At 64.2% G+C, this 24,136-nt stretch carries 20 protein-coding genes and 1 pseudogene; 13 read left to right on the forward strand and 8 right to left on the reverse strand.

Annotation, left to right across the window (positions count from 1 at the left end; translation table 11 throughout):
- Positions 1-13 precede the first annotated feature (13 nt).
- The 6 genes from SG26_RS07535 (at position 14) to SG26_RS07560 (ending at position 5,855) form a co-directional block, all read left to right on the forward strand.
- Positions 14-1,342 (forward strand): ammonium transporter, encoded by a 1,329-nt coding sequence (locus SG26_RS07535; RefSeq protein ID WP_014041644.1) that lies wholly within the window; start codon positions 14-16, stop codon positions 1,340-1,342.
- Positions 1,335-1,700, forward strand: a complete 366-nt coding sequence (locus SG26_RS07540; protein ID WP_004517663.1) for a P-II family nitrogen regulator — start codon at positions 1,335-1,337, stop codon at positions 1,698-1,700. Before SG26_RS07535 ends, SG26_RS07540 begins: the two co-directional genes overlap by 8 nt.
- A gap of 9 nt (positions 1,701-1,709) precedes the next feature.
- On the forward strand, positions 1,710-2,168 hold the full coding sequence (gene lrp, locus SG26_RS07545) for an HTH-type transcriptional regulator Lrp (RefSeq protein ID WP_050037246.1): 459 nt from the start codon (positions 1,710-1,712) through the stop codon (positions 2,166-2,168).
- Positions 2,169-2,287: 119 nt separating this feature from the next.
- A complete protein-coding gene (locus SG26_RS07550; RefSeq protein WP_050037247.1) occupies positions 2,288-3,646 on the forward strand; it encodes a substrate-binding protein in 1,359 nt (452 codons plus the stop codon).
- A 40-nt stretch (positions 3,647-3,686) separates the two neighbouring features.
- Positions 3,687-4,331 carry a chemotaxis protein CheC gene (locus SG26_RS07555; RefSeq protein WP_014041647.1) on the forward strand — a complete coding sequence of 215 codons (645 nt, stop codon included), beginning with the start codon at positions 3,687-3,689 and terminating at the stop codon, positions 4,329-4,331.
- A 171-nt stretch (positions 4,332-4,502) separates the two neighbouring features.
- Positions 4,503-5,855 (forward strand): substrate-binding protein, encoded by a 1,353-nt coding sequence (locus tag SG26_RS07560; protein ID WP_050037248.1) that lies wholly within the window; start codon positions 4,503-4,505, stop codon positions 5,853-5,855.
- Positions 5,856-6,117: 262 nt separating this feature from the next.
- Here SG26_RS07560 and SG26_RS07565 read toward each other — a convergent pair whose 3' ends face one another.
- From SG26_RS07565 to nasA, 3 genes are all read right to left on the reverse strand, one after another.
- A complete protein-coding gene (locus SG26_RS07565) occupies positions 6,118-7,884 on the reverse strand; it encodes a nitrite/sulfite reductase (protein WP_050037249.1) in 1,767 nt (588 codons plus the stop codon).
- A gap of 428 nt (positions 7,885-8,312) precedes the next feature.
- Positions 8,313-9,635, reverse strand: a complete 1,323-nt coding sequence (locus tag SG26_RS07570) for an MFS transporter (protein ID WP_050037250.1) — start codon at positions 9,633-9,635, stop codon at positions 8,313-8,315.
- Positions 9,636-9,955: 320 nt separating this feature from the next.
- Entirely contained in the window at positions 9,956-12,061 is a 2,106-nt protein-coding gene (gene nasA / locus SG26_RS07575) for an assimilatory nitrate reductase NasA (RefSeq protein WP_079980812.1), read from the reverse strand.
- A 177-nt stretch (positions 12,062-12,238) separates the two neighbouring features.
- Here nasA and SG26_RS07580 point away from each other — a divergent pair, with 177 nt between their 5' ends.
- Positions 12,239-13,576 carry a glutamate-1-semialdehyde 2,1-aminomutase gene (locus SG26_RS07580; RefSeq protein ID WP_014041652.1) on the forward strand — a complete coding sequence of 446 codons (1,338 nt, stop codon included), beginning with the start codon at positions 12,239-12,241 and terminating at the stop codon, positions 13,574-13,576.
- 1 nt (position 13,577) lies between these two features.
- Positions 13,578-14,393: a hypothetical protein gene (locus SG26_RS07585; protein ID WP_050037251.1), complete on the forward strand. Its 816-nt coding sequence runs from the start codon at positions 13,578-13,580 to the stop codon at positions 14,391-14,393.
- Positions 14,394-14,479: 86 nt separating this feature from the next.
- On the opposite strand, the gene SG26_RS07590 is transcribed toward SG26_RS07585, so the two are convergent.
- Positions 14,480-15,589: a PAS domain S-box protein gene (locus SG26_RS07590; protein ID WP_050037252.1), complete on the reverse strand. Its 1,110-nt coding sequence runs from the start codon at positions 15,587-15,589 to the stop codon at positions 14,480-14,482.
- A gap of 238 nt (positions 15,590-15,827) precedes the next feature.
- On the opposite strand from SG26_RS07590, the gene SG26_RS07595 reads away from it, so the two are divergent.
- Positions 15,828-16,682 carry a ribose-phosphate diphosphokinase gene (locus tag SG26_RS07595; RefSeq protein WP_050037253.1) on the forward strand — a complete coding sequence of 285 codons (855 nt, stop codon included), beginning with the start codon at positions 15,828-15,830 and terminating at the stop codon, positions 16,680-16,682.
- Positions 16,683-16,745: 63 nt separating this feature from the next.
- On the opposite strand, the gene ileS is transcribed toward SG26_RS07595, so the two are convergent.
- Positions 16,746-20,003, reverse strand: coding sequence for an isoleucine--tRNA ligase (gene ileS, locus SG26_RS07600; RefSeq protein WP_050037254.1), 3,258 nt, complete (start codon positions 20,001-20,003; stop codon positions 16,746-16,748).
- Between the two features lie 52 nt (positions 20,004-20,055).
- Positions 20,056-20,247: a hypothetical protein gene (locus SG26_RS07605; RefSeq protein WP_023843467.1), complete on the reverse strand. Its 192-nt coding sequence runs from the start codon at positions 20,245-20,247 to the stop codon at positions 20,056-20,058.
- 84 nt (positions 20,248-20,331) lie between these two features.
- Here SG26_RS07605 and SG26_RS07610 point away from each other — a divergent pair, with 84 nt between their 5' ends.
- From SG26_RS07610 to SG26_RS07620, 3 genes and pseudogenes are all read left to right on the forward strand, one after another.
- Positions 20,332-20,955 (forward strand): uracil-DNA glycosylase family protein, encoded by a 624-nt coding sequence (locus tag SG26_RS07610; protein WP_044952092.1) that lies wholly within the window; start codon positions 20,332-20,334, stop codon positions 20,953-20,955.
- Positions 20,956-20,989: 34 nt separating this feature from the next.
- Positions 20,990-21,417 (forward strand): annotated as a pseudogene (locus tag SG26_RS07615) (HIT family protein).
- Between the two features lie 42 nt (positions 21,418-21,459).
- Complete coding sequence (locus SG26_RS07620; RefSeq protein WP_050037255.1) at positions 21,460-22,188, forward strand: ParA family protein; 729 nt, start codon at positions 21,460-21,462, stop codon at positions 22,186-22,188.
- Here SG26_RS07620 and SG26_RS07625 read toward each other — a convergent pair.
- Positions 22,185-22,559, reverse strand: coding sequence for a universal stress protein (locus tag SG26_RS07625; protein ID WP_050037256.1), 375 nt, complete (start codon positions 22,557-22,559; stop codon positions 22,185-22,187). The genes SG26_RS07620 and SG26_RS07625 overlap by 4 nt on opposite strands.
- A gap of 391 nt (positions 22,560-22,950) precedes the next feature.
- On the opposite strand from SG26_RS07625, the gene SG26_RS07630 reads away from it, so the two are divergent.
- Positions 22,951-23,688, forward strand: coding sequence for a ribonuclease H-like domain-containing protein (locus tag SG26_RS07630; protein WP_014041661.1), 738 nt, complete (start codon positions 22,951-22,953; stop codon positions 23,686-23,688).
- A 100-nt stretch (positions 23,689-23,788) separates the two neighbouring features.
- Here the strand turns inward: SG26_RS07630 and SG26_RS07635 are convergent, their stop codons facing one another.
- The gene (locus SG26_RS07635) at positions 23,789-24,094 is read right to left on the reverse strand and encodes a hypothetical protein (RefSeq protein WP_228841578.1); all 306 of its coding nucleotides are present in this window, start codon (positions 24,092-24,094) and stop codon (positions 23,789-23,791) included.
- Positions 24,095-24,136: the final 42 nt, after the last annotated feature.

Genomic DNA, 24,136 nt, shown 5'->3' on the forward strand with positions numbered 1-24,136 from the left:
AGGTGAGCTAGAAATGAGCTACACTGCACTACAGGTAGATCCGAGCGTACTCGCAGAGGGGGTTAACCTGCTGTGGGTACTGGTGGTATCGTTCCTGATTTTCTTCATGCACGCGGGCTTCGCCATGCTGGAGGCGGGCCAGGTGCGCTCGAAGAACGTCGCGAACCAGCTAACGAAGAACCTCCTGACCTGGTCGGTCGGCGTGACGGTGTTCTTCCTGATCGGCTCGGGGATCAGTGCCCTGGTCGGCGGGAGCGGCTTCTCGCCCGCCTTCGGCGCAGGGGCCGCAAACGACTACGTCGGCTGGCTGTTCGGTGCCGTCTTCGCGATGACGGCGGCGACCATCGTCTCCGGCGCGGTCGCTGGACGGGCCAAGCTCCGTGCGTACATCACGTACACGTTCCTGCTGGCGGCGGTCATCTACCCAGTCGTCACCGGGATCACGTGGGCCGGCGCGTACATCAGCTTCGGCGGCGAGGCGTTCCACGACTTCGCCGGCGGGATGATCGTCCACGGCATGGGCGGCATCGCGGGCCTCACGGCGGCGTACGTCCTCGGCCCACGCATGGGCCGGTACAACGAGGACGGCTCCGCGAACGTCATTCCGGGCCACTCCCTGACGTTCGCCGTTCTGGGAACGCTCATCCTCGCGTTCGGCTGGTACGGCTTCAACGTCGGGACGGCGGCGACCGTCTTCGTCGTTGAGGACGGATCGCTCGCCCTCGGCGCGTTCGCGACGGTCGGCCGCGTCGCGATGACGACGACCATCGCGATGGCCTGCGGTGCGATGGGTGCCGGACTGGTCGCGTGGCTGAAGACCGGGAAGGTCGACACCCTGTACGTGGCAAACGGGCTGCTCGCCGGGCTGGTCGGCATCACGGCGATCCCCGACACCACGACGTGGTGGGGCGCAATCGTCGTCGGCGGCCTCGCGGGCGGACAGCTGCCGGTCGTGTTCAGCTTCATCGAGAACCGGATGAAAATCGACGACGTCTGTGCCGTCTTCCCGGTCCACGGGAGCGCCGGCGTGCTCGGCACGCTGCTGTTCCCGTTCGTCGCCACGTCCGGCACGGTCGGGTCGGTCGTTAACGCCTTTATCGCACAGCTGATCGGCGTCGCCGCCATCGCGGGCTGGACGATTGTCGCAACCGGGGTCGTCTGGTACGCCCTCAAGGCGGCCGGCCAGGCGCGGGTCACGCCCGAACACGAGCAGGAAGGGCTGGACGTCAGCGAACACGGCGTCGAGACCTACCCCGAGTTCGGTGGTGGCGAGAGCGTCGTCGCCGATGGTGGTAAAGTGAGCCCGAGCATGCGTACTGACGGAGGTTCCCAAGATGACTGACGAAACCGACGACTCTGAAATCAAGATGGTAGTCGCAATGGTTCGACCGGACAAACTCGGCGACGTGAAGAAGGCGCTCGCCGAGGTCGGCGCGCCCTCGCTGACAGTGACGAACGTCTCCGGTCGCGGCTCACAGCCCGCAAAGAAGGGGCAGTGGCGCGGCGAGGAGTACGTCGTCGACCTGCACCAGAAGGTCAAAGTCGAGACGGTGGTCGCGGACATCCCCGCGGAGGATGTCGTCGACGCCATCGCCGACGGTGCCCACACCGGCGAGAAAGGTGACGGCAAGATATTCGTCCTCCCCGTGGACAACGCCTACCAGGTCCGAACCGGTAAAGAAGGCCCAGAGGCAGTCTGAGCGGACGAAATGGTCGATGATACCGACAGACAGGTAGTGAACGCACTGCTTCAGGACGGCCGGGCGAGCGCCCGTGACGTCGCCGCCGCGACCGGTATCGCGGCGACCACGGTGTCTCGCCGGATGGACGACCTGGAGGCGACCGGTGTGATCGACGAATACACCGTCGACATCGATTACGGGGCGCTGGGCTACGACGTGACCGCCGTGTTCCAGCTCTCCGTCGAGGGCGACGGGCTCGGACGGGTGGTGGACCGGTTACGGGATCGACGCGAGATGATCGCGGTCTACGAAGTGACCGGCGACCACGACATCGTGGCCGTCGGGAAGTTCACCGACACGCAGTCGATGAACGAGCGGATAAAGACGCTGCTGACCGACGAGGACATCCGGTCTGCCTCGACATCAGTCGTGCTGAACACGGTGTGTGAGCACGAGCAGTTCCCGGTCGACGGAACTGACGCCTGAGGACGACGCCTGTTTTCCGACTGGCAACCACAGCAGTGAGTAGCGTCCCGTATCGGTTTGGAGACCTATTGAGCGATGAAGGAAGGTTTAATTACAGCAGTAGTAATATATTTTTCATCATGGATTGGGATGCTCGGGGGTCAACGGTGACGCGACGGGAGCTACTCGGAGCCGTCGGAGCGAGTTCGCTCGCCGGACTTGCTGGCTGTGGCGGGGGCAGTCGCGCCACGACGCCGACAAGCAGTGCCACAGCGTACGCGAACCAGCCGGTCGACGACGACCAGGTGACGCTTGGCCTCACAGTCCCGCAGTCGGGGTCGTTCTCGCCGCTTGGGACCGGCCAGCAGCGCGGGTTCGAACTGGCCATCGACCACCTCAACGAGGGCGGCGGCTGGGTCGACACCGACGCGTGGCAGGCGCTGTCCGGGGACGGCATTCTCGGCCGGACGGTCGAGAGCGTCATAGCTGACACGGAGTCCAGTTCGAAAACGGCCCGTGACGTGGCAGAGACGCTGGTCGAGCAGGACGGTGCCGTGATGGTCGCCGGCGGCGGGTCGACGAACACAGCCCGGGAGTTGCTCAAGTACTGTCCGACCCGCGGCGTGGTCCACATGCTCGGGTTCGCGCCGGGGACGAACGTTACGGGGATCGGCTGCTCGCGGTACGGGTTTCAGGAGATGCACAACGGTCGGATGGCCGCCAACGCGCTGGCTCCGGTGTTGACCGAGCGGTTCGACGGGCGAACGGAGTTCTACCAGTTGCACGCCAGCTCGGATTTCGGTTTCACGCAGTCCGAGCAGTTCAAGCGCCGGTTCCAGTCGGAGAACTGGAGCGAGATGGGCGCGACGAAGACGCGGGTCGGAACGGAGAACTTCAGGCCGCAGTTGCAGGAGGCCGTGGACACTGACGTCGACGCCATCGTGTTGTCCTACCGCGGGCGCGACGCAGTCACCGCGCTGAACCAGGCGACGGATATAGTCCCGGAAGAGATGGACATCGTCATGCCGATCGTGAGTCGGCAACTGGCCCGCGATGTCGGCGCCGACATGGCCGGTATCGTCGGCACTATTTCGTGGGATTACAGCATCGAGACACCGCTCTCGACGGCGTTCACGGAGGCGTTCGATGCGGCGTACGCCGACGATCAGGTCCGGGTCCCGTCAGACCAGGCTCGACTGGCCTACGCGCAGACGCTCCAGTACGCCGCGGCCGTCGAGCGGGCCGGGACGTTCGAACCGCCGGCCGTCATCCGTGAACTCGAAGGCACCACGTACCAAGCCGGACGCGGCGAGGCGACGTTACGGGCATGCGATCACCAGTCGGTGGGACCTGTTCCCGTCGTCGAAGGATCCAGTCAGGGCCCCGAGGTACTCGACGTCATTCAGCTTTCGACTGACGTCGCGTACGGCTGCGAGGAGTATCCCGCAAGCGAGTGTACTGACCTGGGGCCGTACGAACCCGAGACGGCCGACAGTTGAGGGGCGGTGGCGTTAAGCCGCTCGCGCCGCTCCAGAAGATATGGGCTTGAAAGTGGACGTGCGGAAGCTGGACCTTTTCAATCAGATGGCAAAGGAGGGGTCTGGGACAGTCGCGGAGAACCTCGGGCAGCTGACCGGGCTCGACGCGACAGTTCGGACCTCACAGATCAATTTTCTCGACATTGCGGACGTCAAAACACACATCGGCGACGACAAGGGCGTCGGCATCTACGTCGAACTGAACGAACCGCCCTACGGCTACGTCCTGTTTCTGCTCGAACCAGACGACAGCAAGCAGATGGCCAGCGCGATGATGGGTGGAATGGGTGAGCCAAGCGAGGGCGAGGGGTTCTCCGACATGGAACGGTCGGCGATGCAGGAGATCGGCAACATCATGACCTCCGCGTTCATCGACGGGTGGGCCAACGTGCTGGAGACGACCATCGACATGGGGACACCGAACTTCGTGTTCGGGCCGGCCGACGGCATCGTCGACGAGATGGGCGGCTGGCCGGACTCCGACCTGGTGTTCGTCGTCGACTCGCGTATCACCGTCGACGACGGCGACCTCGGGATGACCGTGTACACGTTCCCCGAACTGGAGGACCTCGTCGCGCTCATCCAGGATATCGACCTCGATACCGACGTCGCAGTAGACACCGAAGCCAGCGACATTCTCGACTGACATCGGTCCCCTATCTCTTCTCCCCCTTTTCCTCGCACGGCCAGGGTGGATGTAATCACCGAGAAGACAGTCTGAAGGCCGTCACTACCAGATACCAGCGCCTTCTATGCTAATTGTTCACTCATTCCTATTGAAAAAAGTATTATATATATTTACCATCAAAAAGCTGGTATGGGATCGGAAAGAGGGGGAGCAGTTGACAGGCGGTCCGTACTACAGATCGCCGGTGGGGTCGGTACCGCAGGGCTCGCCGGGCTGGCAGGGTGCCAGGGCGGGGGGTCGAGAGCCGAAAACACACCGGAGCACCCACCGCTCGGGAACTATCCGGTCGACGGCGATGCGGTCACACTCGGCTTCAACGTGCCACAGTCAGGGACGTACGCCGCCGAAGGGCGCGACGAACTCCGGGGATATGAGCTCGCTGTCACACACCTCAACGAGGGCGGCGGCTGGGTTGGACAGCGCTCCTTTGACGTACTCAGCGGCGACGGCGTGCTCGGAAAGACCGTCGAGTACGTCACTGCAGACACGGAAACGAAGCCGGATGTTGCGACAGCCAACGCAAAGGAAATGATCAAGCAGGACGACGTCATCATGTTCTCCGGTGGCTCGTCCAGTTCCGTTGCTATCGCCCAGCAGGAGGTCGCACAGGCCCAGAAGGTCCCATATATGTGCTGTCTGACCCACTCGAACGACACGACGGGGACGGACTGTGTCCGCTACAGCTTTCGGGAGATGTTCAACGCGTACATGACCGCACAGGCGCTGCTTCCGGTACTCAAGGAACGGTTCGGCCGGGAGGCCCAGTACGTCCAGATCTACGCGGACTACAACTGGGGGCAAACGATGGAGTCGTCGATCCGTGATTTCTTCACCTCAAGTGGCTGGGTCGAACTCACGAGCATCCCGACGCGTCTCGGGACGACGAACTACGAGGAACCGCTCAAACAGGCCCGGGACGCCGGTGCGGAGGTCGTCTTCCTCGACCACTACGGACTCGACGCCGCGAACTCGCTGACAACGGCCCAGGAAATTCTCCCTGACGAGGTGGGGATTGTGGTGCCGCTGTACAACCGCATCGTGGCACAGAACGCCTCGACGGCGCTCGGCGGTGTCGTCGGGACGGTCGCGTGGGACACCAGCGTCTCGTCTGACCTTTCCAATGCGTTCAAGAACGCCTTCACCGCGGAGCACGGGAACGCACAGCGACCCTCCGGCGTGGCCCATCTGGCCTACGCACAGACGCTCCAGTACGCCGCGGCCGTCGAGCGGGCCGGCACGTTCTACCCGCCGTCGGTCATCCGCGAACTGGAGAACCGCGAGTACACCGTCGGGATGGGCAGCCAGACGATGCGGCGCTGTGACCATCAGGCCCAGCGTGGCGTGCCAGTGGTCGAAGGGCTTCCCGAGTCCGAGCAGTCCCTCGGTCGGTTCTACGACCTGCTCAGGGTTACGAAAGCGGTCGGGTACGACTGTGACGGCGGCCCGGCCGCCGAGTGCGAACTCGGAGACTACGGGGACTAGAGCCAGCGCACAGCGACTACTGCGAAACGGAAAATACGGAAAACGGAGAACCGAGCGGGGACTGGACACAAGCAGTCCCCAACTGTCAGAGGCAGACGGACGCGCCCTGAAACGGACACGTCACGTCGGCACATCCGGCTGTTCGGAGCCGGGCCGCGTTACTCCAGTAGCTCCGGTGCCGCGTCGTATGCCACCCCCTTGACCGCGGATTCCGACGGGTCGTCACCGTCGTTGTCGGTCGGGCAGTCTGTCTCAGCCATGGTCAGTCGTCCGCCGAAATCGGCTGGCCCTCGGCGTCGGTCGGGGCGGGGCTCTCGCCGTCGTCGAAGGGATACCACGATTGCTTGCCGTCGGCCAGACACGGGTCGGTGTACCCCTCGACTTCCTCTGGTTCGGCCAGCTCGACGATTGTTTCGTGGCCGGTGGCGTCGACCCACTCCCGGAAGGTCTGCCCCTCCGAGCGAAGCGCGGCGTATGCCTCAACGATGTTGGCGATCATGCCCGGCACCTCGTCAGCAGGGACGCGCTGGCGGACCCACTCGATGAACGTCGGCTCCGCGCCGATACCGCCGCCGACACCGATATCGACGGCTTCGACCATCTGGCCGTCCTTGCGGGCGCGCATCCCCTGTAAGCCGATGTCGGCTGTCATCGCTTGACCGCAGTCAGCCGTACAGCCCGAGAAGTGCATTTTGATGCGGTCAACATCATCGGGCACATCGACGTTGTCACCGAGCCAGCGGAGCAGGCGAGCCATCCGCGCCTTTGTCTCGGTGAGCGCGAGTGAACAGAACTCCGTTCCGGTACAGGCCATCGCCCCCTGAACAAACGGGTTCGGCTCGGGCGAGTGTTTGTCCAGTAGCGGCTCGTTGAGGAGATTCGAAATGTTCCCGTCGGGGACGTCCATGATGAGCGGGTTCTGCCGGCGGGTCAGTCGCACCTCGCCGGAGCCGTAGGCGTCGGCGAGATCCGCGAGTTCGATGGCGTCCTCGGCGGAGAGTCGGCCGACCGGCACCGAGAGGCCGACGTAGTTCTTGTCGTCTTTCTGGTCGTAGACGCCGACGTGGTCGTGGGCACCGTGTTCAGCAGACTTGCCGGCGTTGTACGTGTACTCCCCGCGGAAGTCGGTCCCGGCGGTTTCGAACTCGAAATCAAGCCGTTCGTCGAGTTCCTCCCGGATGGCGTCGGTACCGTGTTCGTCGACGAAAAACCGGGCGCGGTTCTTCGAGCGGTTCGTCCGGTTGCCAACCTCGTGGTAGAACTCGACGAAGGCACGGACCGTCTCGACGGCGTGTTCGGGCCGGATGAACAGGTCGAGCGGACGGGCTTCGCGCGGTTCGCGGCCGCCGAGGCCGCCGCCGACGCGGACGTTGAACCCCTCGACTTCCTCGCCAGCAATGAACTTGTGGGCCGGCTCCAGCCCGATGTCGTTGATGCTGTCCTGGGCACACCCCTGCTTGCACCCCGTCACCGAGATATTGAACTTCCGGGGCATGTTGGCCAGGTCGTTATCGTCGCGGATGGTCTCCTGAATCTCGTCCAGAATCGGGCGGGACTCGACGTACTCCTCGGCCTTGCCGGCGACCGGGCAGCCGGAGATGTTCCGCATCGTGTCCCCGCCCGCCGAGCGCGAGGAGACGCCGACGGCTTCGAGTTTCTCCCAGATCTCCGGGATGTCTTCGAGCTTGAGCCAGTGCAACTGGATGGACTGTCGCGTCGTGAGGTCGATCCAGCCGTTCCCGAACTCGGGGTTCTCGGCCGGTCCCTTCGCGTAGTCCCGAGCGACCTCGCCGATGGCCCGAAGCTGGTCGGGCTCCAGGACGCCGCCGCAGTTGGTCAGCCGCATCATGAAATACGACTCCTGGCCGCCGCGGTGGTGGAACACCCCCCAGAACTTGAACCGCGAGAACCACTTCTCGCGTTCGTCCTCGGGAATCGACTCCCAGCCCTTCTCGGCGAACTCCTCTAACTTCTCCCGTACCTCGTCGCCGTACAGCTCCGCCTTGTACTCCTCCTTTTTATGTGCCATCTTCGCGCGCCCCCGTTCTTAATGGATGTAGTTTTTTATCTCTCATATCTATCTGAATGTCCGCTAATTCACGTCTAAGTACTGAGTTCGATTCCTTATAACGCTATTCGTTAAAGAAATAAAGAATAATAGAGCGTTAGAAAATGGCCGTCCAGAATTATACCGTCTGAGAGGTGTTTAAAGAGGTTATACACTGCCCCGTCGACAGAGATGAAACCGCAGGACGGCAATCGGTTGTCCGGTCGAGTTCGGGACTGTGCGTCGGGGACGCTCCGCGGGCGTGATTCGCCCGACCGGAGCGCGACCCCGTAGAACTGAGGTGTCAGTCGCGCGCGAGCCGAACCGACGAGGGACGCGACACACCGGCCTGTTCAGTGCGTCACGCGTGCGGAAAAGAGAAAGAACGGCTCGTTTGAGAGCGATGAGCGTCAGTCGTCGCCGGAGGCGACGGTGGTGCCTTCCTGCGTGCTTCCGACGAACCCAGCCGTGTTAGCGACTTTCGCGATTTCCGGCTGGAACACCCATGCAGACAGCAACACAATCGGAATCATGGTAACGGCGGCCACGGAGTACCCCAGGTGGAGGTTCGCCAGCCACGGCGCGGAGTAAAACAGCGGGTAGACGATGCCGCCGACGGTGCCGACGCCGCCGACGACGCCCGCGACCGAACCCGAGTCGTTCGGGAACATCGCGGGCACCTGCGCGAAGATAGCGCCCTCGGCCCAGGCACAGCCCGTGCCCACGAGGAAGCCGATGACGACGGCGTTCATCAGGACCCCGGAGAGGCCGGCCAGCGTCATGGCGAACATCATCACCACGATGAAACAGAGCCCGAGGAACGTCCACTGTTCGCGGTACTGGCCCTCGAAAAAGGGCAGGAGGTTCTTCTCCTTGCGGGCCAGCAGGTCGCTGCCGTAGCCGCCAAAGGGCCGGAGCAGGCCGGCGGCAATTGAGAACGTCGCCGCGAAGGTGCTCGCGATGACGAGGTTGTCCTGGTTGAACGCTTCGCGGTAGTAGGTGGCGAGCCACCCGTTCATCGACAGTTCGAGGCCGAAGGACATGATGTACGCGGCGGCGAGGACGACGGTGCCGTAGCGCGTGGCCGTGTGTAGCCAGCCCTTGAAGTTGGTGTCCTCCTTGGTCGCCTGGCGTTTCGCCTCGCTTTTCGCGGCCTCGCCCAGCGTGTAGTAGGCGATTGCGAGGAGGATGGAGACGATGCCGGTGTAGAAGAAGGCGGCCCGCCAGTTCGTCGAGAACAGCGGCCCGTTCCAGCCGGACCCGAACACACGGGGCAGGATGAGCGCCCCGCCGGCGGCACCGGCGTTCCCGACGCCGGCGTAGATGCCCTCCGCCAGGCCGAGGTTCTCCTCTTCGAACCACTCGGCGACGTGCTGGATGCCGATGACGAACGTGATGCCGGCCGTCGCCACGATGAGTCGCAACACGAAGAACACGGAGTAGTCCTGTGCGAAGGCGCTCCCTATCGAGAACACGCCGACGTAGGCCAGTACGATGGCGAAGATGGCCGGCGCACCGAACTTATCCGAGAGCCAGCCGGTGAGCATCCGGCCGAACGGTGCCATCCAGATGGCCGAACTGGCGAGAATACCGATTTCCGCGGTCGAGAGCCCGAACTCCTCTGCCATCGGGCCGGTGAACGGCGCAAAGGAGAACCAGATGAGAAACGAGAAATTGAACCCGATAGTCGCCAGCAACAGCGTCCGGTACTTCGTCATCTTGATCAGTCCCATGCCGACACCTCGGTTACGGACGCGGTATTGTTCACGGTCGATAACGAGACTTTGTTCACCAATCCGCCTTTATTTTGGATGTGTGCCCACATCAGTACATGAAGTCCGAAAGTCCCACCATTTAATAACAGTAACCGTTTACAGAACGGCTATTCTACCCAGCCTGAGTGGATAGACCGCAAATATATCATCGGATATCCCCTGTTTAAGGACATTGAACGCCCAGCGGACGGGGGAATAATTGGACATATTTAGATTACTTCGGACGGCGATGGAGAAGCGCGTGTCGACGAACCGTCGGGGCCGCGCCCGATATCGGCTCAGTCGGCCGTGGCGGGCGGGAGTTCAGCCTCGGCGGCGACGAGGCGGGCGGCACACTGCTTGAAGTTCGGTTCGTCGGACTGGGGGTCGCGGTCCGAAAGCGTCAGCCGGTTCGTTGCCGGGTGGTGAATGGGGAGCCACACCATCCCCTCGGGGACGCCCTCGTCGCGGTCGATGGCGACCGTCGCGGAGCCACGGCGGGTCTCGACGGTCAGCCGGTCGTCGGTAACGAGGCCGCTGTGTTCCTCGACGGTCTCGGGGTGGATGCGGGCCACCAGCGGACCGGCCTCACCCCCGCGGGACCGGACGCCGGTGTTATACCCGTCGGCCTCGCGGGCCGTGGTCAGCGTCAGCGGGTAGTCGTCGTCGGTCGGCTCCGGGAGCGACTCCTGGCGGCCCGTCGAGAACTGTGCGCGGCCGGAGGCGGTGGGGAACGACCACGACTCGTCGTCGTAGTAGCGGTAGCCGCCCGAACTCACCCCGTCGGGCGCGGGCCACCTGACGGCGTGGCTGTCGTCGAGGCGTTCGTAGGTGATGCCCGAGCAGTCGGCGACTGTCCCCTCGGTGAGGGCGGTGAACTCGTCGAAGACGTCCGAGGGGTCCGGCGACGTGCTCTCGAACAGGCCGGGGAACAGCCGCGAGCCGATGGTGGCGATGATGTCCAGATCCGGCCTGACGCCGCTTGGCAGGTCAGTCGCCGACCGGACCCGGGAGATGGTCCGCTCCATGTTCGTCGTCGTCCCGTCGCTCTCGCCCCACGTCGCGGCGGGCAGGACCACGTCGGCAATCTCCGTCGTTTCGGTGTGGAAGGCGTCCTGTACGACGACGAAGGCGTCTTCCAGTGTCTCGCGGACGCTCTCGGCCTCGGGCATCCCGGCAACGGGATTGGTGGCGACGGCCCAGACGGCGTCTGGCTCGCCTTCGAGCATCCCGACAGGGCCGGGGCCGGTGTCGTCGGGGAGGCGGTCGACCGGTACGCCCCAGTGGTCGGCAACGAGGCGGCGGTGGTCCGGATCCTCGAAGGCCCGCTGGCCGGGCCAGGACCCCTTCGAGGAGCAGATGCGGGTCCCCATCGAGTTGGCCTGGCCGGTCAGCGAGAACGGGCCACCACCGGGCCGGAGGTTCCCCGTCGCCAGCGTCAGGTCGATGAGCGCCCGGGCGGTCTCGGTCCCCTGGACGTGCTGATTGATGCCCATGCCCCAGTAGACCAGCGCTTGCTGGTCCATCGCGTCGGCCAGCAGGTCCACCTGGGCCATCTCGACACCGGCCTCGGCTGCCGCGTCGGCGGCGTCGGGCAGGGTCGCGAGCAGGTCGTCGAATCCCTCGGTTGCTGCGTCGACGAACTCGCGGTCGACCCGCCCCGTTTCGACGATGCGGGCGAGGACGGCCCGGGCCAGCGCGAGGTCCTTCCCCGGGTCGGGCGCGACGTGGTGCTCGGAGTTCTCTGCGGTCTCGGAGCGGACGGGGTCGACGACGATGATTTCGACGCCATCCTCGTCAGCAGACTGCTGAATCCAGCGGAACATCACGGGGTGGGCGACCGCCGGGTTCGCCCCCCAGACGACGTGTCGGTCGGCGTCGCTGATGTCGGCGTAGGTACACGGCGGCGCGTCGCTGCCGAAGGCCTGGTAGTAGGCGGTGACGGCGCTCGCCATACACAGCGTCGTGTTGGCGTCGTAGTTCGTCGTGCCGAAGCCCCCGCGGGCGACCTTCCCCAAGGCGTAGGCGGCCTCGTTGGTCTGCTGGCCGCTGCCCAGCACGGCGACGGAGTCGGGGTCCTGCTGGTGGACGGCCTGAAGCCCCTCGACGGCGCGGGCCAGCGCGACGTCCCACTGTGTCTGGCGGAGTTCGCCGTCGCTGCGGACCATCGGCCGGGTGAGCCACTCCCCGTCGGGGGCCTTGCTCTCCCGGAGGCCACGCGCACAGGCGAGTCCCTGACTGACCGGATGGGCGGCGTCGCCACGAACAGCGTCGATACCGTACCCTTCGTCGGCGCCCTGGTGCATGTGGCCACAGCCAACGGCACACCGCATACACGTCGTCGGTACCCAGTCGCTCACAGCCGCCCACGCGCCGTCAAGACGCCCATTTGTCCAGTTTGGCATGATATCGCAGTACGTTCGGATGTCATTATCGTAATTATATAGACGAATACGCACCGTATAACAGTGACTCTTTACGAAATATTTATTTTACCGGTGAACGCATGACATCCGTCCACTAGGTCGGTGGGACCGCGAGCTAACAACAGTTTCTTTCTGACAGCGGTCAAACGGCAGCGTATGAACCACGAGCAGTCGCGAGCGCTGTATGACCGCGCCCTGTCGGTGCTGTCTGGCGGCGTCAACTCCTCCGTGCGAGCGACACGGCCCTACCCGTTCTTCGTCGAGAAAGGGGACGGCGGGCACGTCATCGACGCCGACGGGAACCGATACATCGATTTCGTCATGGGCTATGGTCCGCTGCTGCTGGGCCACAGCCTGCCCGAGCAGGTCCAGTCAGCCATCCAGCGACACGCCGCTGAGGGGCCGATGTACGGCGCGCCCACCGAAGTCGAGGTCGAGCTGGCCGAGTTCGTCACCCGACACGTCCCCAGCGTCGAGATGCTCCGGTTCGTCAACAGCGGGACCGAGGCGACGGTCTCGGCAGTCCGACTGGCTCGTGGCTACACCGGACGGGACAAGATCGTCGTGATGCAGAGTGGCTACCACGGGGCACAGGAGTCCACGCTGGTCGAGGGCGAGGGCGACCACACGGCCCCGTCCAGCCCCGGCATCCCCGAGAGCTTCGCTGAGCACACCCTGACCGTGCCGTTCAACGACGAGGAAGCCGCCCACGAGGTGTTCGAGGAACACGGCGACGACATCGCCGCGGTGCTCACCGAACCTATCCTCGGGAACTACGGCATCGTCCACCCGGTCGAGGGCTACCACGACACGCTCCGGGAACTGTGTGACGACCACGGCTCCCTGCTTATTTTCGACGAGGTCATCACCGGCTTCCGCGTCGGCGGCCTCCAGTGTGCCCAAGGCGCGTTCGACATCGACCCCGACATCACCACGTTCGGGAAGATTGTCGGCGGTGGCTTCCCGGTCGGGGCCATCGGCGGCAAAAGCGAAATCATCGAGCAGTTCACCCCCGCTGGCGATGTGTTCCAGTCCGGAACGTTCTCTGGCCACCCCGTGACGATGGCGGCCGGCCTGGAGACGCTGCGGTATGCGGCTGAACACGACGTATACGACCACGTCAACGAGCTCGGCGACCGGCTCCGAGCGGGACTGCAGGACATCCTCGAAGACCAGGCCCCCGAGTACACCGTCGTCGGCCGGGACTCGATGTTCAAGGTCATCTTCACCCGCGACGGGCCTGATTCCTTCGACGGACATTGCGAGGCTGGCTGCCGGCAGCGGGAGTCCTGTCCACGCTTCGACTACTGTCCGAAGACCGGCCACGACGTGACACAGGCCGAGACCGAGCGGTGGGAGCGCCTGTTCTGGCCTGCGATGAAAGACCAGGGCGTGTTCCTCACGGCGAACCAGTTCGAGTCACAGTTCATCTGTGATGCCCACACAGGTGAAGACATAGAGAATGCGCTCGAAGCATACAAAGAGGCGATATGAGGTGAGCGACGACGACATCGCACTGTCCGAGAAGCGAATGTACGGGGCGAAACGTCCGGAGACCCACGCGTACGTCGCGTCGGGACTGGGCGTCACCCGCGTCGAGACGGCCGGCGGCCAGATCGGGCGGTTCAGCCTGAGCGAACGGTGCAATGCCCGTGATGTGGCCGGCGCAAGCGGCGAAGTCGCGGTCGCCACCGACGAGGACGTGCTCGTGTTGACCGACGACGGCTTCGTTCCGACTGGGTTCGGGCCAGCCACCGCCGTCGGCTACGACGGCGACGGACTGCTCGCAGCCGGCGACGGCCGCGTCGCTCGGTACAGCGGGGAGTGGCGAGATATCGGCGAGGTCGCGGACGTCCGTGCCATCGACGGCGACCGCCTCGCCGCGGCCGAGGGCGTGTACGCCCTCCCGTCGCTCGACCGACTCGGCCTGGTGGACGTGGTCGACATGGCCGGTGACTACGCCGCGACCGAGAGCGGGCTGTACCGCTACGAAGGCGGGAGCACCGACAGCGACGGCGAGTGGACCGAGGTCCGGTCGGGCCGACACTTGGCAGTTGCAAGCGACGGTGAGCAGGTCCATGCCGCCGCGGCGGACGGCCTGTACGAACTGACAGCCGGCGCGTGGGAGCCCTGCACGTTGCCAGCGACCGAGCGCGTCGTCGACGTGACCTACGGCGACGACACCTACGCGATCACCGAGAACGGGACCTTCCTCGTCGCAACCGCGGCCGAGGCGACCGCCGACGGACAGGGCGGCTGGCGACAGCGCTCGCTGGGCGTCCCCGACGTCGTTGGCGTCGCTGTGGCCTGATTCGATCAGTAGTATCTAAGCGGGACTTCGCGGTTCTATCCGGCCTTCATGGCAATAAATCAGTATCGACCGGCGTCCATGCACTCTTACTGCGGTATTTGCTGTCTGTCGGCCTCTTTCAAAATAATGCCGTAGCCACGGAGCGCTCCGGACTCGTCAAAGCTCGCAGAGAGCGTCATGTCTGTCCAGCAGCGCGTGCCGTCCTGACGGATCTGTAACCCTTCGTGGGAGACGGTCCCGTCTGTTTTCGCGGTATCGAGGAGTTGCTCGGGAAGGCCGTTCGCCAGATCAGACTCCTCGAAGAACGTCGAAACGTGCGCTCCGATGATTTCCTCCGCGTTATAGCCAGTGAATTGTTGAGCACCGTCGTTCCAGCGAGTGACGTAGCCCTCATGGTCGAGGGTGAAAAAGGCGTGGTCGTCCATGGCATCGATAAGAACGTCGAACTGAGTGCTCTGTTCCACCAACTGCGTCCGTTCGGGGGTGATGTCCCGCGCCGTACACACGAGTACCCCGTCGTCAGCGTGAGCCAGGCGATGGTTCGTAACGAGCCTGTCGCCGTCTTTCATCAGTCGAACTGTTTCACCCGACCAGTACTCGTTTTCTTTGACCGCTGGGATGATGTCGTTCTCTAGCCGGTCCGCTTCATCGTCGTGGTACAGAATTGTCCAGGGCTCGCCGGCCAGTTCATCCTGCTCGTATCCAAATAGGTCCGCAAAGGCAGGGTTCACATACGAAAACGTCCCGTCCGGGTCGATGAGGCTGATCCCTTCGCTGGCAGTCTTCATCGCCCTGTAGCTACGGTCGATTGTACGGACGGCACGGTAGCGTTCGACAAGGTTCGTGATTCGATTGGCCAGGATCGCGTACTGGTCAGTCCCATGCTCTTTCTGGATGTACTCCGTCACGCCGGCCGTGATAGCTTCGCTCGCGATCTCTTCGCTCCCTTTGCCAGTAAAAAGGATGAACGGCAGGTCAGGAGACTGTTCGCGGACTGCAGCCAGGAACTCCAGCCCGTCCATTACTGGCATATCATAGTCCGAGACGATACAATCGATGTTCTCCGCCCGAAGAATCGCAAGACCGTCAGTACCGTTCGTTGCCGTTTGAACTTCGAGCCGTTCGTTTTCCCGTTCGAGGAACTGGGCGGTCAAATCCGCAAAATCAGGTTCGTCATCTAAATGTAATACCTTCATGATTTTGGAGGGACTGCGCTGTTCGTACTTTGGAATCGAGCAGAGATAAATACCTCATCTAGTTGTAAATAATATTATGAAAATATATCATTGTATCGGAAAATAGGCATGATCACACAAGTTACGTGAGTGTTGTCGCTATGGGTGTCAATTACAATGCACAGTTGTCTGAAGGGAGAGTCAGCCACGATGTCGGGGAATCGAAAAGAGGTTTAGCCCGGACAGCCACCCACCGCACATGATTATCCCCGGGGCGGACACGCAGGCGTTCGCGGCGACCCTCGCCGAGGCGACGGGCGAGCGGCTTGGACGGGTCGAGTACGAACGGTTCCCCGATGGTGAGCACGTCGTCCGGGTCCCCGAAGCAGTCGCTGGCGAGCGTGCCGTCGTCGTCGCATCCACTGTCGACAGCGACGCGCACCTCCAGTTGCTCCAGTTGCAGGACGCGGCCCGCGAAAGCGGCGCGAGTGAGGTCATCACCGTCATCCCGTACATGGGCTACGCCCGTCAGGACGAGGCATTCAAGCCTGGCGAACCGGTCTCCTCGCGGGCGATGGCCCGCGCCATTTCGACGGGAACCGACCGTGTACTGACCGTAAATCCCCACGAACCGGCCGTCTGTGATTTCTTCGACGTGCCAGCCACCAACGTCGACGCGGCGAGTGTTCTCGCCGACCCGCTGCCTGCGGACCTGACGAACCCCCTCTTTCTCTCGCCCGACGAAGGCGCAATCGCCCTCGCGACGACGGTCCGGGACGCGTACGGCGAGGGTGAGACGGACTTCTTCGAGAAGGATCGTGACTACGACACCGGCGACATCGAGATCAGCCCCAGCGACGCGCCGGTCGAGGGCCGTGATGTGGTGCTGGTCGATGATATCATCGCCACGGGGTCGACGATGAGCGAGTCCGTTGGCGTCCTCGACGACCGCGACGCCGAACGGGTGTTCGTCACCTGTATCCACCCGATGCTCGCCAGCAACGCCCTGACGAAGCTCAACAGCGCCGGCGTCGAAGCCGTCTACGGCACGGACACGCTTGAACGCGCCGTCAGCGAGGTCAGCGCCGCACCGGTCGTCGCCGAAGAGCTGTAGACACCGGTGCTGAAACACGAGGGGCAAAAAAACCCCGCTCGTTGTAACGCGACTGCGTGCCGCTTAATCCGACGCCTCAGCCGCGGCGACCGGTGCTATCGCGATTTCCATCTCAATCCCTTCGACGTCCCACGTTTTTCGATGGCCGTCCTCGACGCCGCCGAGTTCGTCAGCCCGAACCTCCTCTTTGATGAGCGCCTCGTGCTCGCGGACCAGCGAATCCACGCGCTCGTCGTCGATTGCCAGGTCCACGACGATGCGCTCCTCGATATCGAGTTCGAGGTCCTTTCGCATCTCTTGCACGCGGCGGATGACCTCGCGGGCGTACCCCTCGCTCTCGATGTCTTCGGTGAGCGCCGTGTCGACGTAGACGACGCCGCCGCCATCGAGCGCAGCGAACTCCGTCCCGGTGACGCCCTCGGGCGTCTCGCGGCGGAACGCGACCATCTCCTCGGTGAGGTCGACGTCCTCACCGAGCGCCTCGCGTACTGTACCTTCGAGGGTATCGAGTGACTGCTCGGCGACGCGGGCCTCGTTGAGCGCGTTCATGACGCGGCCGGCGTCGTCGCCGAAGGCCGGGCCGAGTTCGCTCATGTCGGCCTCGGCGGAGTACTGGAGTTCGCCCCACTCCTCGTCAGCGCCGACGACCTCGACAGCGCGGGCGTTGAGCCGGTCGGCGATGATAGCTTCCTGCGCGCGGACCGCGTCGGCCACGTCGTCGCTGTCCACGTCGACGACGACGCGGGTGACGGGCCACCGGAGCTTGCGCTCGGCCTGCTGGCGGGCGTTCGAGCCCGCCTCCTCGACCTCGCGGACGACCTCGATCTCGCGTTCGAGCGCGGGGTCGTGCAGGTCGGCGTCGACCTCGGGCCAGTCGCACATGTGGACCGTCGGGTGCCCCGAATCACCGGTGAGCGCACCGTACACCTGCTCGGCGACGAAGGGCGTAAACGGGGCGAACAGCGCGGCCACCGATTCCAGCACGCGATAGAGGGTGGCGTAGGCGGCCTGCTTCGAGGCGCTGTCCTCTTCTTCCCACATCCGCTCGCGGACGACCTGAATGTAGAAGCGAGAGACGTCTTCGACGACGAATTCGAGCAGTTCGTCGACCGCCTTGTCGTTCTCGAAGTCGTCCATCGAGTCGGTCATCGCCTCGGTCACGGTCTGAAGCCTGGAGAGGACCCACTCGTCGACGAGTTCGAGGTCATCCCGGACATCCTCGACTGTGGTTTCCTCCGGGTTGAAATCATCCGCACGCATGTACGGCAGCGGGAAGCGCGCGACGTTCCAGAGGATGTTGAGCCGCCGTTGCATCTCGGCGGTCTCCTCCCAGGAGAAGTTCATGTCCTCGCCCTGGGCAGTCACCGACAGCAGGAACAGCCGCATCGGGTCGCGGCCGTGCTTCTCGATGACCTCGTGGGGATCGATGAGGACGCCCTTGGACTTGGACATGCCGCGGCCGTCGGGCATGTTGGCGTAGCCGTGCATCAGCACCTGCTTGTACGGAATCTCACCGGTGGCGGCGGTGCTCATGCCCAGTTGCGACCAGAACCAGCCGCGGGTCTGGTCGTGGGCCTCCATGATGAGGTCGGCGGGCCACAGCTCCTCGAAGTCCTCAGTCTGTTCGGGGTAGTCGACGGTCCCCCACGTCGCCACGGAGGAGTCGAGCCAGACGTCGAACACGTCGCCGACGCGGGTGTAGGTCGTGCCGTCCTCGGTGATGGTGAGGTCGTCGACCGTGCCCTTGTGGAGGTCGACGTTTTCGGGGTCGATGTCCTGGTCGACCCGCTCGGCGAGTTCCTCGCGGTCGCCGACGACGATGGCGTCGTCCATGTCACCGGACCAGTCTTCAGGGAGCCAGATGGGGATCGGGATGCCCCAGTAGCGCTGCCGCGAGACGTTCCAGTCCGGCGCGTCCTCAACGAAGTCCCGGAAGCGGTTGTCTCGCGCCCACTGCGGGTACCACTCGCTGTCCTCGATATTCGCAAGCAGTTCGTCCTTGATGTCGGTCACCGTGATGAACCACTGGTCGGTAACGATACGGACGATGTCGGTGTCACAGCGCCAGCACTGCCCTTCGCGGACGGTGTGGCCAGATTCACTGGAGAGCAGGACGCCGTTCTCGTCGAGGTCGTCGATGACCTCGTCGTTGGCGTCGCGGACGAACGTCCCTGCGTACTTGCCCGCGTCGTCGGTGTAGACGCCGTCGCTCCCGACCGGACAGAAGATTTCGAGGTCGAGTTCCTGTCCGCGCTCGAAGTCCTCCTCACCGTGGCCGGGCGCGGAGTGGACGAGGCCCGTGCGGTCGGCCTCGACGTAGTCGGCGGTGTACACCTGCCCGGAGCCCTCACCCTGCGCGTGGTCCGGCACTTCCTCGGCCAGCGGGTGCTCGTACGCCCAGCCGACCATCTCCTCGCCGGTGAGTTCCTCGACGACCTCGTAGTCGTCGTAGCGGCCGGCCTTCAGCACGTCCTCGACGCAGGCCTCGGCGACGTAGAGCCGTTCGGTGTCACCGTCTTTCTCAGCGTCGACGCCCACGTAGTCGAGGTCACCGTCGACGGCGACGAAGGTGTTGGCGACGATTGTCCAGGGCGTCGTCGTCCAGATGACCAGACTGCCCTCGCGGCTCGCGGTTTCACCGCTCGCTCGTTCCGAGGTCTCGCTCCGCTCGCCCTCGCGGTCCGCCAGAGGGAATTTCACATAAATCGACGGCTTGCCAACGTCGTGGTACTCGACCTCGTTGTTGGCGATGCCGGTCTCACACCGCGGGCACTGATTGATGGAGCGCTGGCCCTGCTCGACCAGCCCGCGCTCGTGGGCCTGCTGGAAGCCCCACCAGGCGGCCTCCATGTACTCGGGGTTGACCGTCTTGTAGGGGTCGTCCCAGTCCATCCAGACGCCGAAGTCCTGAAAGTCCGTCTGGAGGCCTTCGAGTTGCTCCTCGGCGAAGTCTTTGCACTCCTCGATGAAGTTCTCCTCACCGAACTGCTCGATGTCTTTCTTGTTCTCGAAGTCGAGGCGCTCCTCGACTTTCGTCTCGATGGGGAGGCCGTGCATGTCATAGCCCGGCCGGTCAGTGACGTTGTAGCCCTGCATCCGCAGGTAGCGGATGTAACAGTCCTTCAGGGTCTTGTTCCACGTCGTCCCCATGTGGGCCGCGCCGGAGGTGTAGGGCGGCCCGTCAACGAAGAAGTAGTCCTCGCCGTCGGCCCGGTGGGCCTTCGTCTGCTCGTAGGCGTCGACGTCGTCCCAGTACTCGAAGACCCCGTCCTCGACGGCGTCGGGGTTGTACTGGTCGTCGACAGCGGCGAAACGTTCCATACCGGCACATTCGCCGCCTCCAATAAAGGACAATCGGTTGTATGTGTGCTGTTCAGGGCTCGCGCTCACGCTGGAGGAGCAAGCTGACCGTCTCGCCGGTCTTGTCTGTGAGCGGAGCGGCGACATGCCACCCCTCGGCTCCGAGTTCGTTCAGTTGTTCGACCGGCGGCGTGACCTCGCCGCCGAGTCCGGCGATCATGACATCACTGTCAACCTCGATAGTGCGGTACTCGTAGGAGGGCATACAGATGCTGGAGCGGCCACCGGCGATAAACGTCTTGTGGTGGCGACCGCCACGGCTTTGCCGCCGACGGCCGTGCCAGCGCATGTGCCAGCGTTCCCGACCGACGAGCAGCAAAACGCCCTCACAGAGGACTGCCGACGCTGCCCGGAACTCGCCGAGAGCCGGACCTGTATCTCGTGGGGCAACGGCCCGCCGTCGGCCGACCTCGTGGTCATCGGCGAAGCACCGGCTGACGGCGACCCGGAAGCCGAGCAGTGGCGGGGCGGCAACCTGACCGGGATGGCCTACACCTCGCGGCGCTCCGGCCGGAAAATCCGGCAGGTGCTCGCCGACGCCGGGTTCGGCCACGACGACTGCTACTACACCAACGCCGTGAAGTGCCATCCGCCGGAGAACCGCGACCCGACCGACGCGGAGTTGGCGAACTGCCGCCCCTACCTCGTCGAGGAAGTCGAAGCAATCGAGCCAGCGGCGGTGCTGACCACCGGCAAGCACGCGACGAAGACCGTGCTGGCGCTGGACGACGACAGCCTCGACGGGTTTCTCGACAGCGTGCTCGACCCGCTGCAGAGCGAGGCGCTGAGCGTTCCCGTGGTCCCGCTGCTCCACCCCTCGTATCAGGAGGTCTGGCTCTCGCGGCTGGGCTACAGTTACGACGAGTACACGGCGGCCATCGCCGACACGGTCACCAGTGTCGATGACACCTAGAACCTTCTTGTGACCGCCGGACACAGGGACGACCATGAGCGAGGACTGCATCTTCTGCCAGATTGTCGCCGGTGACATCCCGAGCCGAACCGTCTACGAGGACGACACCGTGTTCGCGTTCCTCGATGCAAATCCCCTCTCGCCGGGGCACACGCTCGTCATCCCGAAGGCCCACCACGAACGGCTGAACGACACGCCCGCCGACGTGGCCGGCGAGGTGCTGTCGACCCTGCACGAACTCGTCCCCGCCGTCGAGGCGGCCGTCGACGCCCCGCCAGCACGGTCGCGTTCAACAACGGCGAGGCGGCCGGCCAGGAAGTCCCGCACGTCCACGGCCACATCATCCCGCGGTTCGAAGACGACGGCGGCCGGCCGATCCACGCGCTGGTCAACGACCGTCCTGACCTCTCCGACGACGAACTAGACGACATCGAGGACGATATCGTGGCCGAACAGGCGTAAAATTCCGTATCTTTTTATCGAAAGATAATCCAACAGCGACGCATGGGGGTTCCGACGCTCGCGTTCATAGGGTGTACCGGTGGGGCTGGAACGACCAGGCTGACAGTCGAGACGGCGGCGACGCTGGCCCGGGGTGGGCGGTCCGTCGCCGTCGTCGACGCGGCCTTCGGCACGCAGGGGCTGGCAACGTACGTCGACGGGCGGCTCGACGCCGACGTGACTGCGGTGGCCGTCGGCGACGTGCCGGTCGACAGCGCGCTGTTCGAGTGGGATATCGACGCCGACGGGCGGGTTGCGCTCTGTCCGGCCCACGCGCCGTTCGAGCGCCTCGCGCGAGCGAAGTCAGCCGAGAGCGCACAGACGCTCGAACGGGCTATCGAAGAGGTGGCCGGCCGGTTCGACCACGTCCTGCTCGACGTGCCGCCGATTGCGTCGAATCAGGCCGTCGCCGCTGCCACGACCGCACAGCGGCGGGCGCTCGTGGTGCCGGCCAGCCGGCGCGGCGGCGACCTCCTTCCGAGACAGCAGGGCCGGCTTCGAGACATCGGTGCGCCGGCCACAGCCGTCGTCGCGACGCGTGTCCACGGCGATGACAGCGAACCCGTCGAGGACGCCGCACACACGGTTCCGCACATCGGCGCGGGCGCGCCCAGACCACTTGCGACGGACCCCAACTCCGATGTCGCACCGACCGTCGCCGCGATGGCCGAGGACCTGCTCGATGTCGACCTCGGTCTGACCTTCGAGGACGATGGCCTGTTCTCTCGCTAGGGAAGCGGGAGGACGATGACTGGGCGGTCGACCCGAGCCAGGATTTCCTGGGCCGTCGACCCGACGCCCTCGCTGTCGTCGGTTCCGCGATGGGGACCGATGAGGAGTTCGTCCGGGTCGTGCTCGTCAATAGCCGCCAGTATCTCCGTTACTGGCTCTCCGTCCTTTGTTTCTGTTGCGGGCATGAACGATGCAAGCCGCGACCGGGCGACATTGACTGCGTCGCCCGCGTCGCGCGACGGTGCATCGGGGTCGCGGACGGCGACCACGATGACGTCGTCATCAGCTGCCGGGTCGAGGCGCTTCTGGAGGTAGTCAGCGGCGGCCGCAGTGACGTGGACCGAGTTGGTGGCGAGCAGAAACGTCGTCATGGGCTACTCTGTGGCGTCGCTCGGCTTCGTGCTTTCGCTCGTCAGCAGCGCCCACAACGAAGGGCAACTATACAGGTAGCAATAGAATCGGGGGCGTAGCATACACATAGCGGCTGGCTACTCATATACGGGACTCCTTGCGAAGCCATGCCCCTATCCGAAACCCCGGACCCGGTACGGTTCGTCTGTCCGTTCTGTGAGCGGACGTTCGGCCGGCCCCAGTCAGTGTGTGATAGCTGCGATAGCACAGTCGTCGTCTCCGTGGAAAGTCAATCAGTGTACAACAGCATCCTTCCGATGTGTGGACATTAGGCGGGGTCGGACATGACGCTCCGGTGGCCTGTCACGCGCACCGACGGGCTTACATACAGCCCAACCTGTACCCGAGAGCGTGCGCGTCGAGAACAGTTTCATCGGAACCGACGGCGTCGGGGAGAAGACCGAGCGGTCCATCTGGGAGCAGGGCGTGACTCACTGGGACGAGTTCGAACCGTCCGTCGTCGGCGGCCAGCGCGGCGACCGAATCCAACAGTTCATTGACGAGGGGCGGGACCGCGTGGCCGAGACCGACGTGTCCTACTTCGACCACGCGTTTCCCAGCAGCGAGCGCTGGCGACTGTACGAGACCTTCCGCGAGCGGGCCTGTTTCTTCGACATCGAGACGACCGGACTCGATCAGGACCGCAATCAGGTGACGACGGTGAGCCTCCATCAGGACGGGGAGACGCAGACGCTCATCGCCGGTGACGACCTGACCGCCGAGAACCTCCGGGCCGCCTTCGACGGCGCGGACCTGCTGGTGACGTTCAACGGCAAGCGATTCGACGTGCCCTTCCTCGAAGCGAACTTCGATGTCAATCTCGACCGCCCACATCTGGACCTGATGTACACCTGCAAGAAAATCGGGCTCTCCGGCGGCCTCAAGCAGGTCGAGCAGGACATCGGCATCGAACGGGACCGACCGGACATCTCTGGCCGGGACGCGGTGCGGCTCTGGCGGGAACACGAACAGGGCCGAGACGGTGCACTCGAAACGCTGGTGTCGTACAACCGGGAGGATACAGTGAACCTCAAGACGCTGGCCGAGACAGCCACCGAGCGGCTTGACGAGCAGGTTTTCGTTGGTTGACAAACCGGTCGTGAACCGTCACCATACCCCCATTGTTTCGAGTGGAGTGTGGAAGTGTGACGGAATATCAAATGATCCTGGTGAACCCAGGCGTATCGAGTTATCGACTCCAGAAGGGCGTATGCCCGTGTCCGAGAACGATAGAAGCGACGTGCCAGGCAACAAGTTCGAGGAACAGCGCCGTATCCTGTCCGGTGCCGACGCCGTAGAGCGACGGGAGATACAACAGCGGCAGTAGTACGGCTCCCCAGAACGCGAACGGTCGGACACCGACGAGCGTCACGGTCCAGACTCCGCGGACCGCAAACACGAGCGTGTCGAGGTATCGGCCGGCGTCCGTCGGTCGTAATCTATCGGTGTCGCTCCGTTGGGGCAGCGGGGGGCTATCGCTGCTCGATGACCCCACTGTCACTCACCCTGTCTGGCCTTGGTATCATTGGTCGAAACA

The organism is Haloarcula sp. CBA1115, assembly GCF_000827835.1.
Lineage (GTDB): Archaea > Halobacteriota > Halobacteria > Halobacteriales > Haloarculaceae > Haloarcula > Haloarcula hispanica.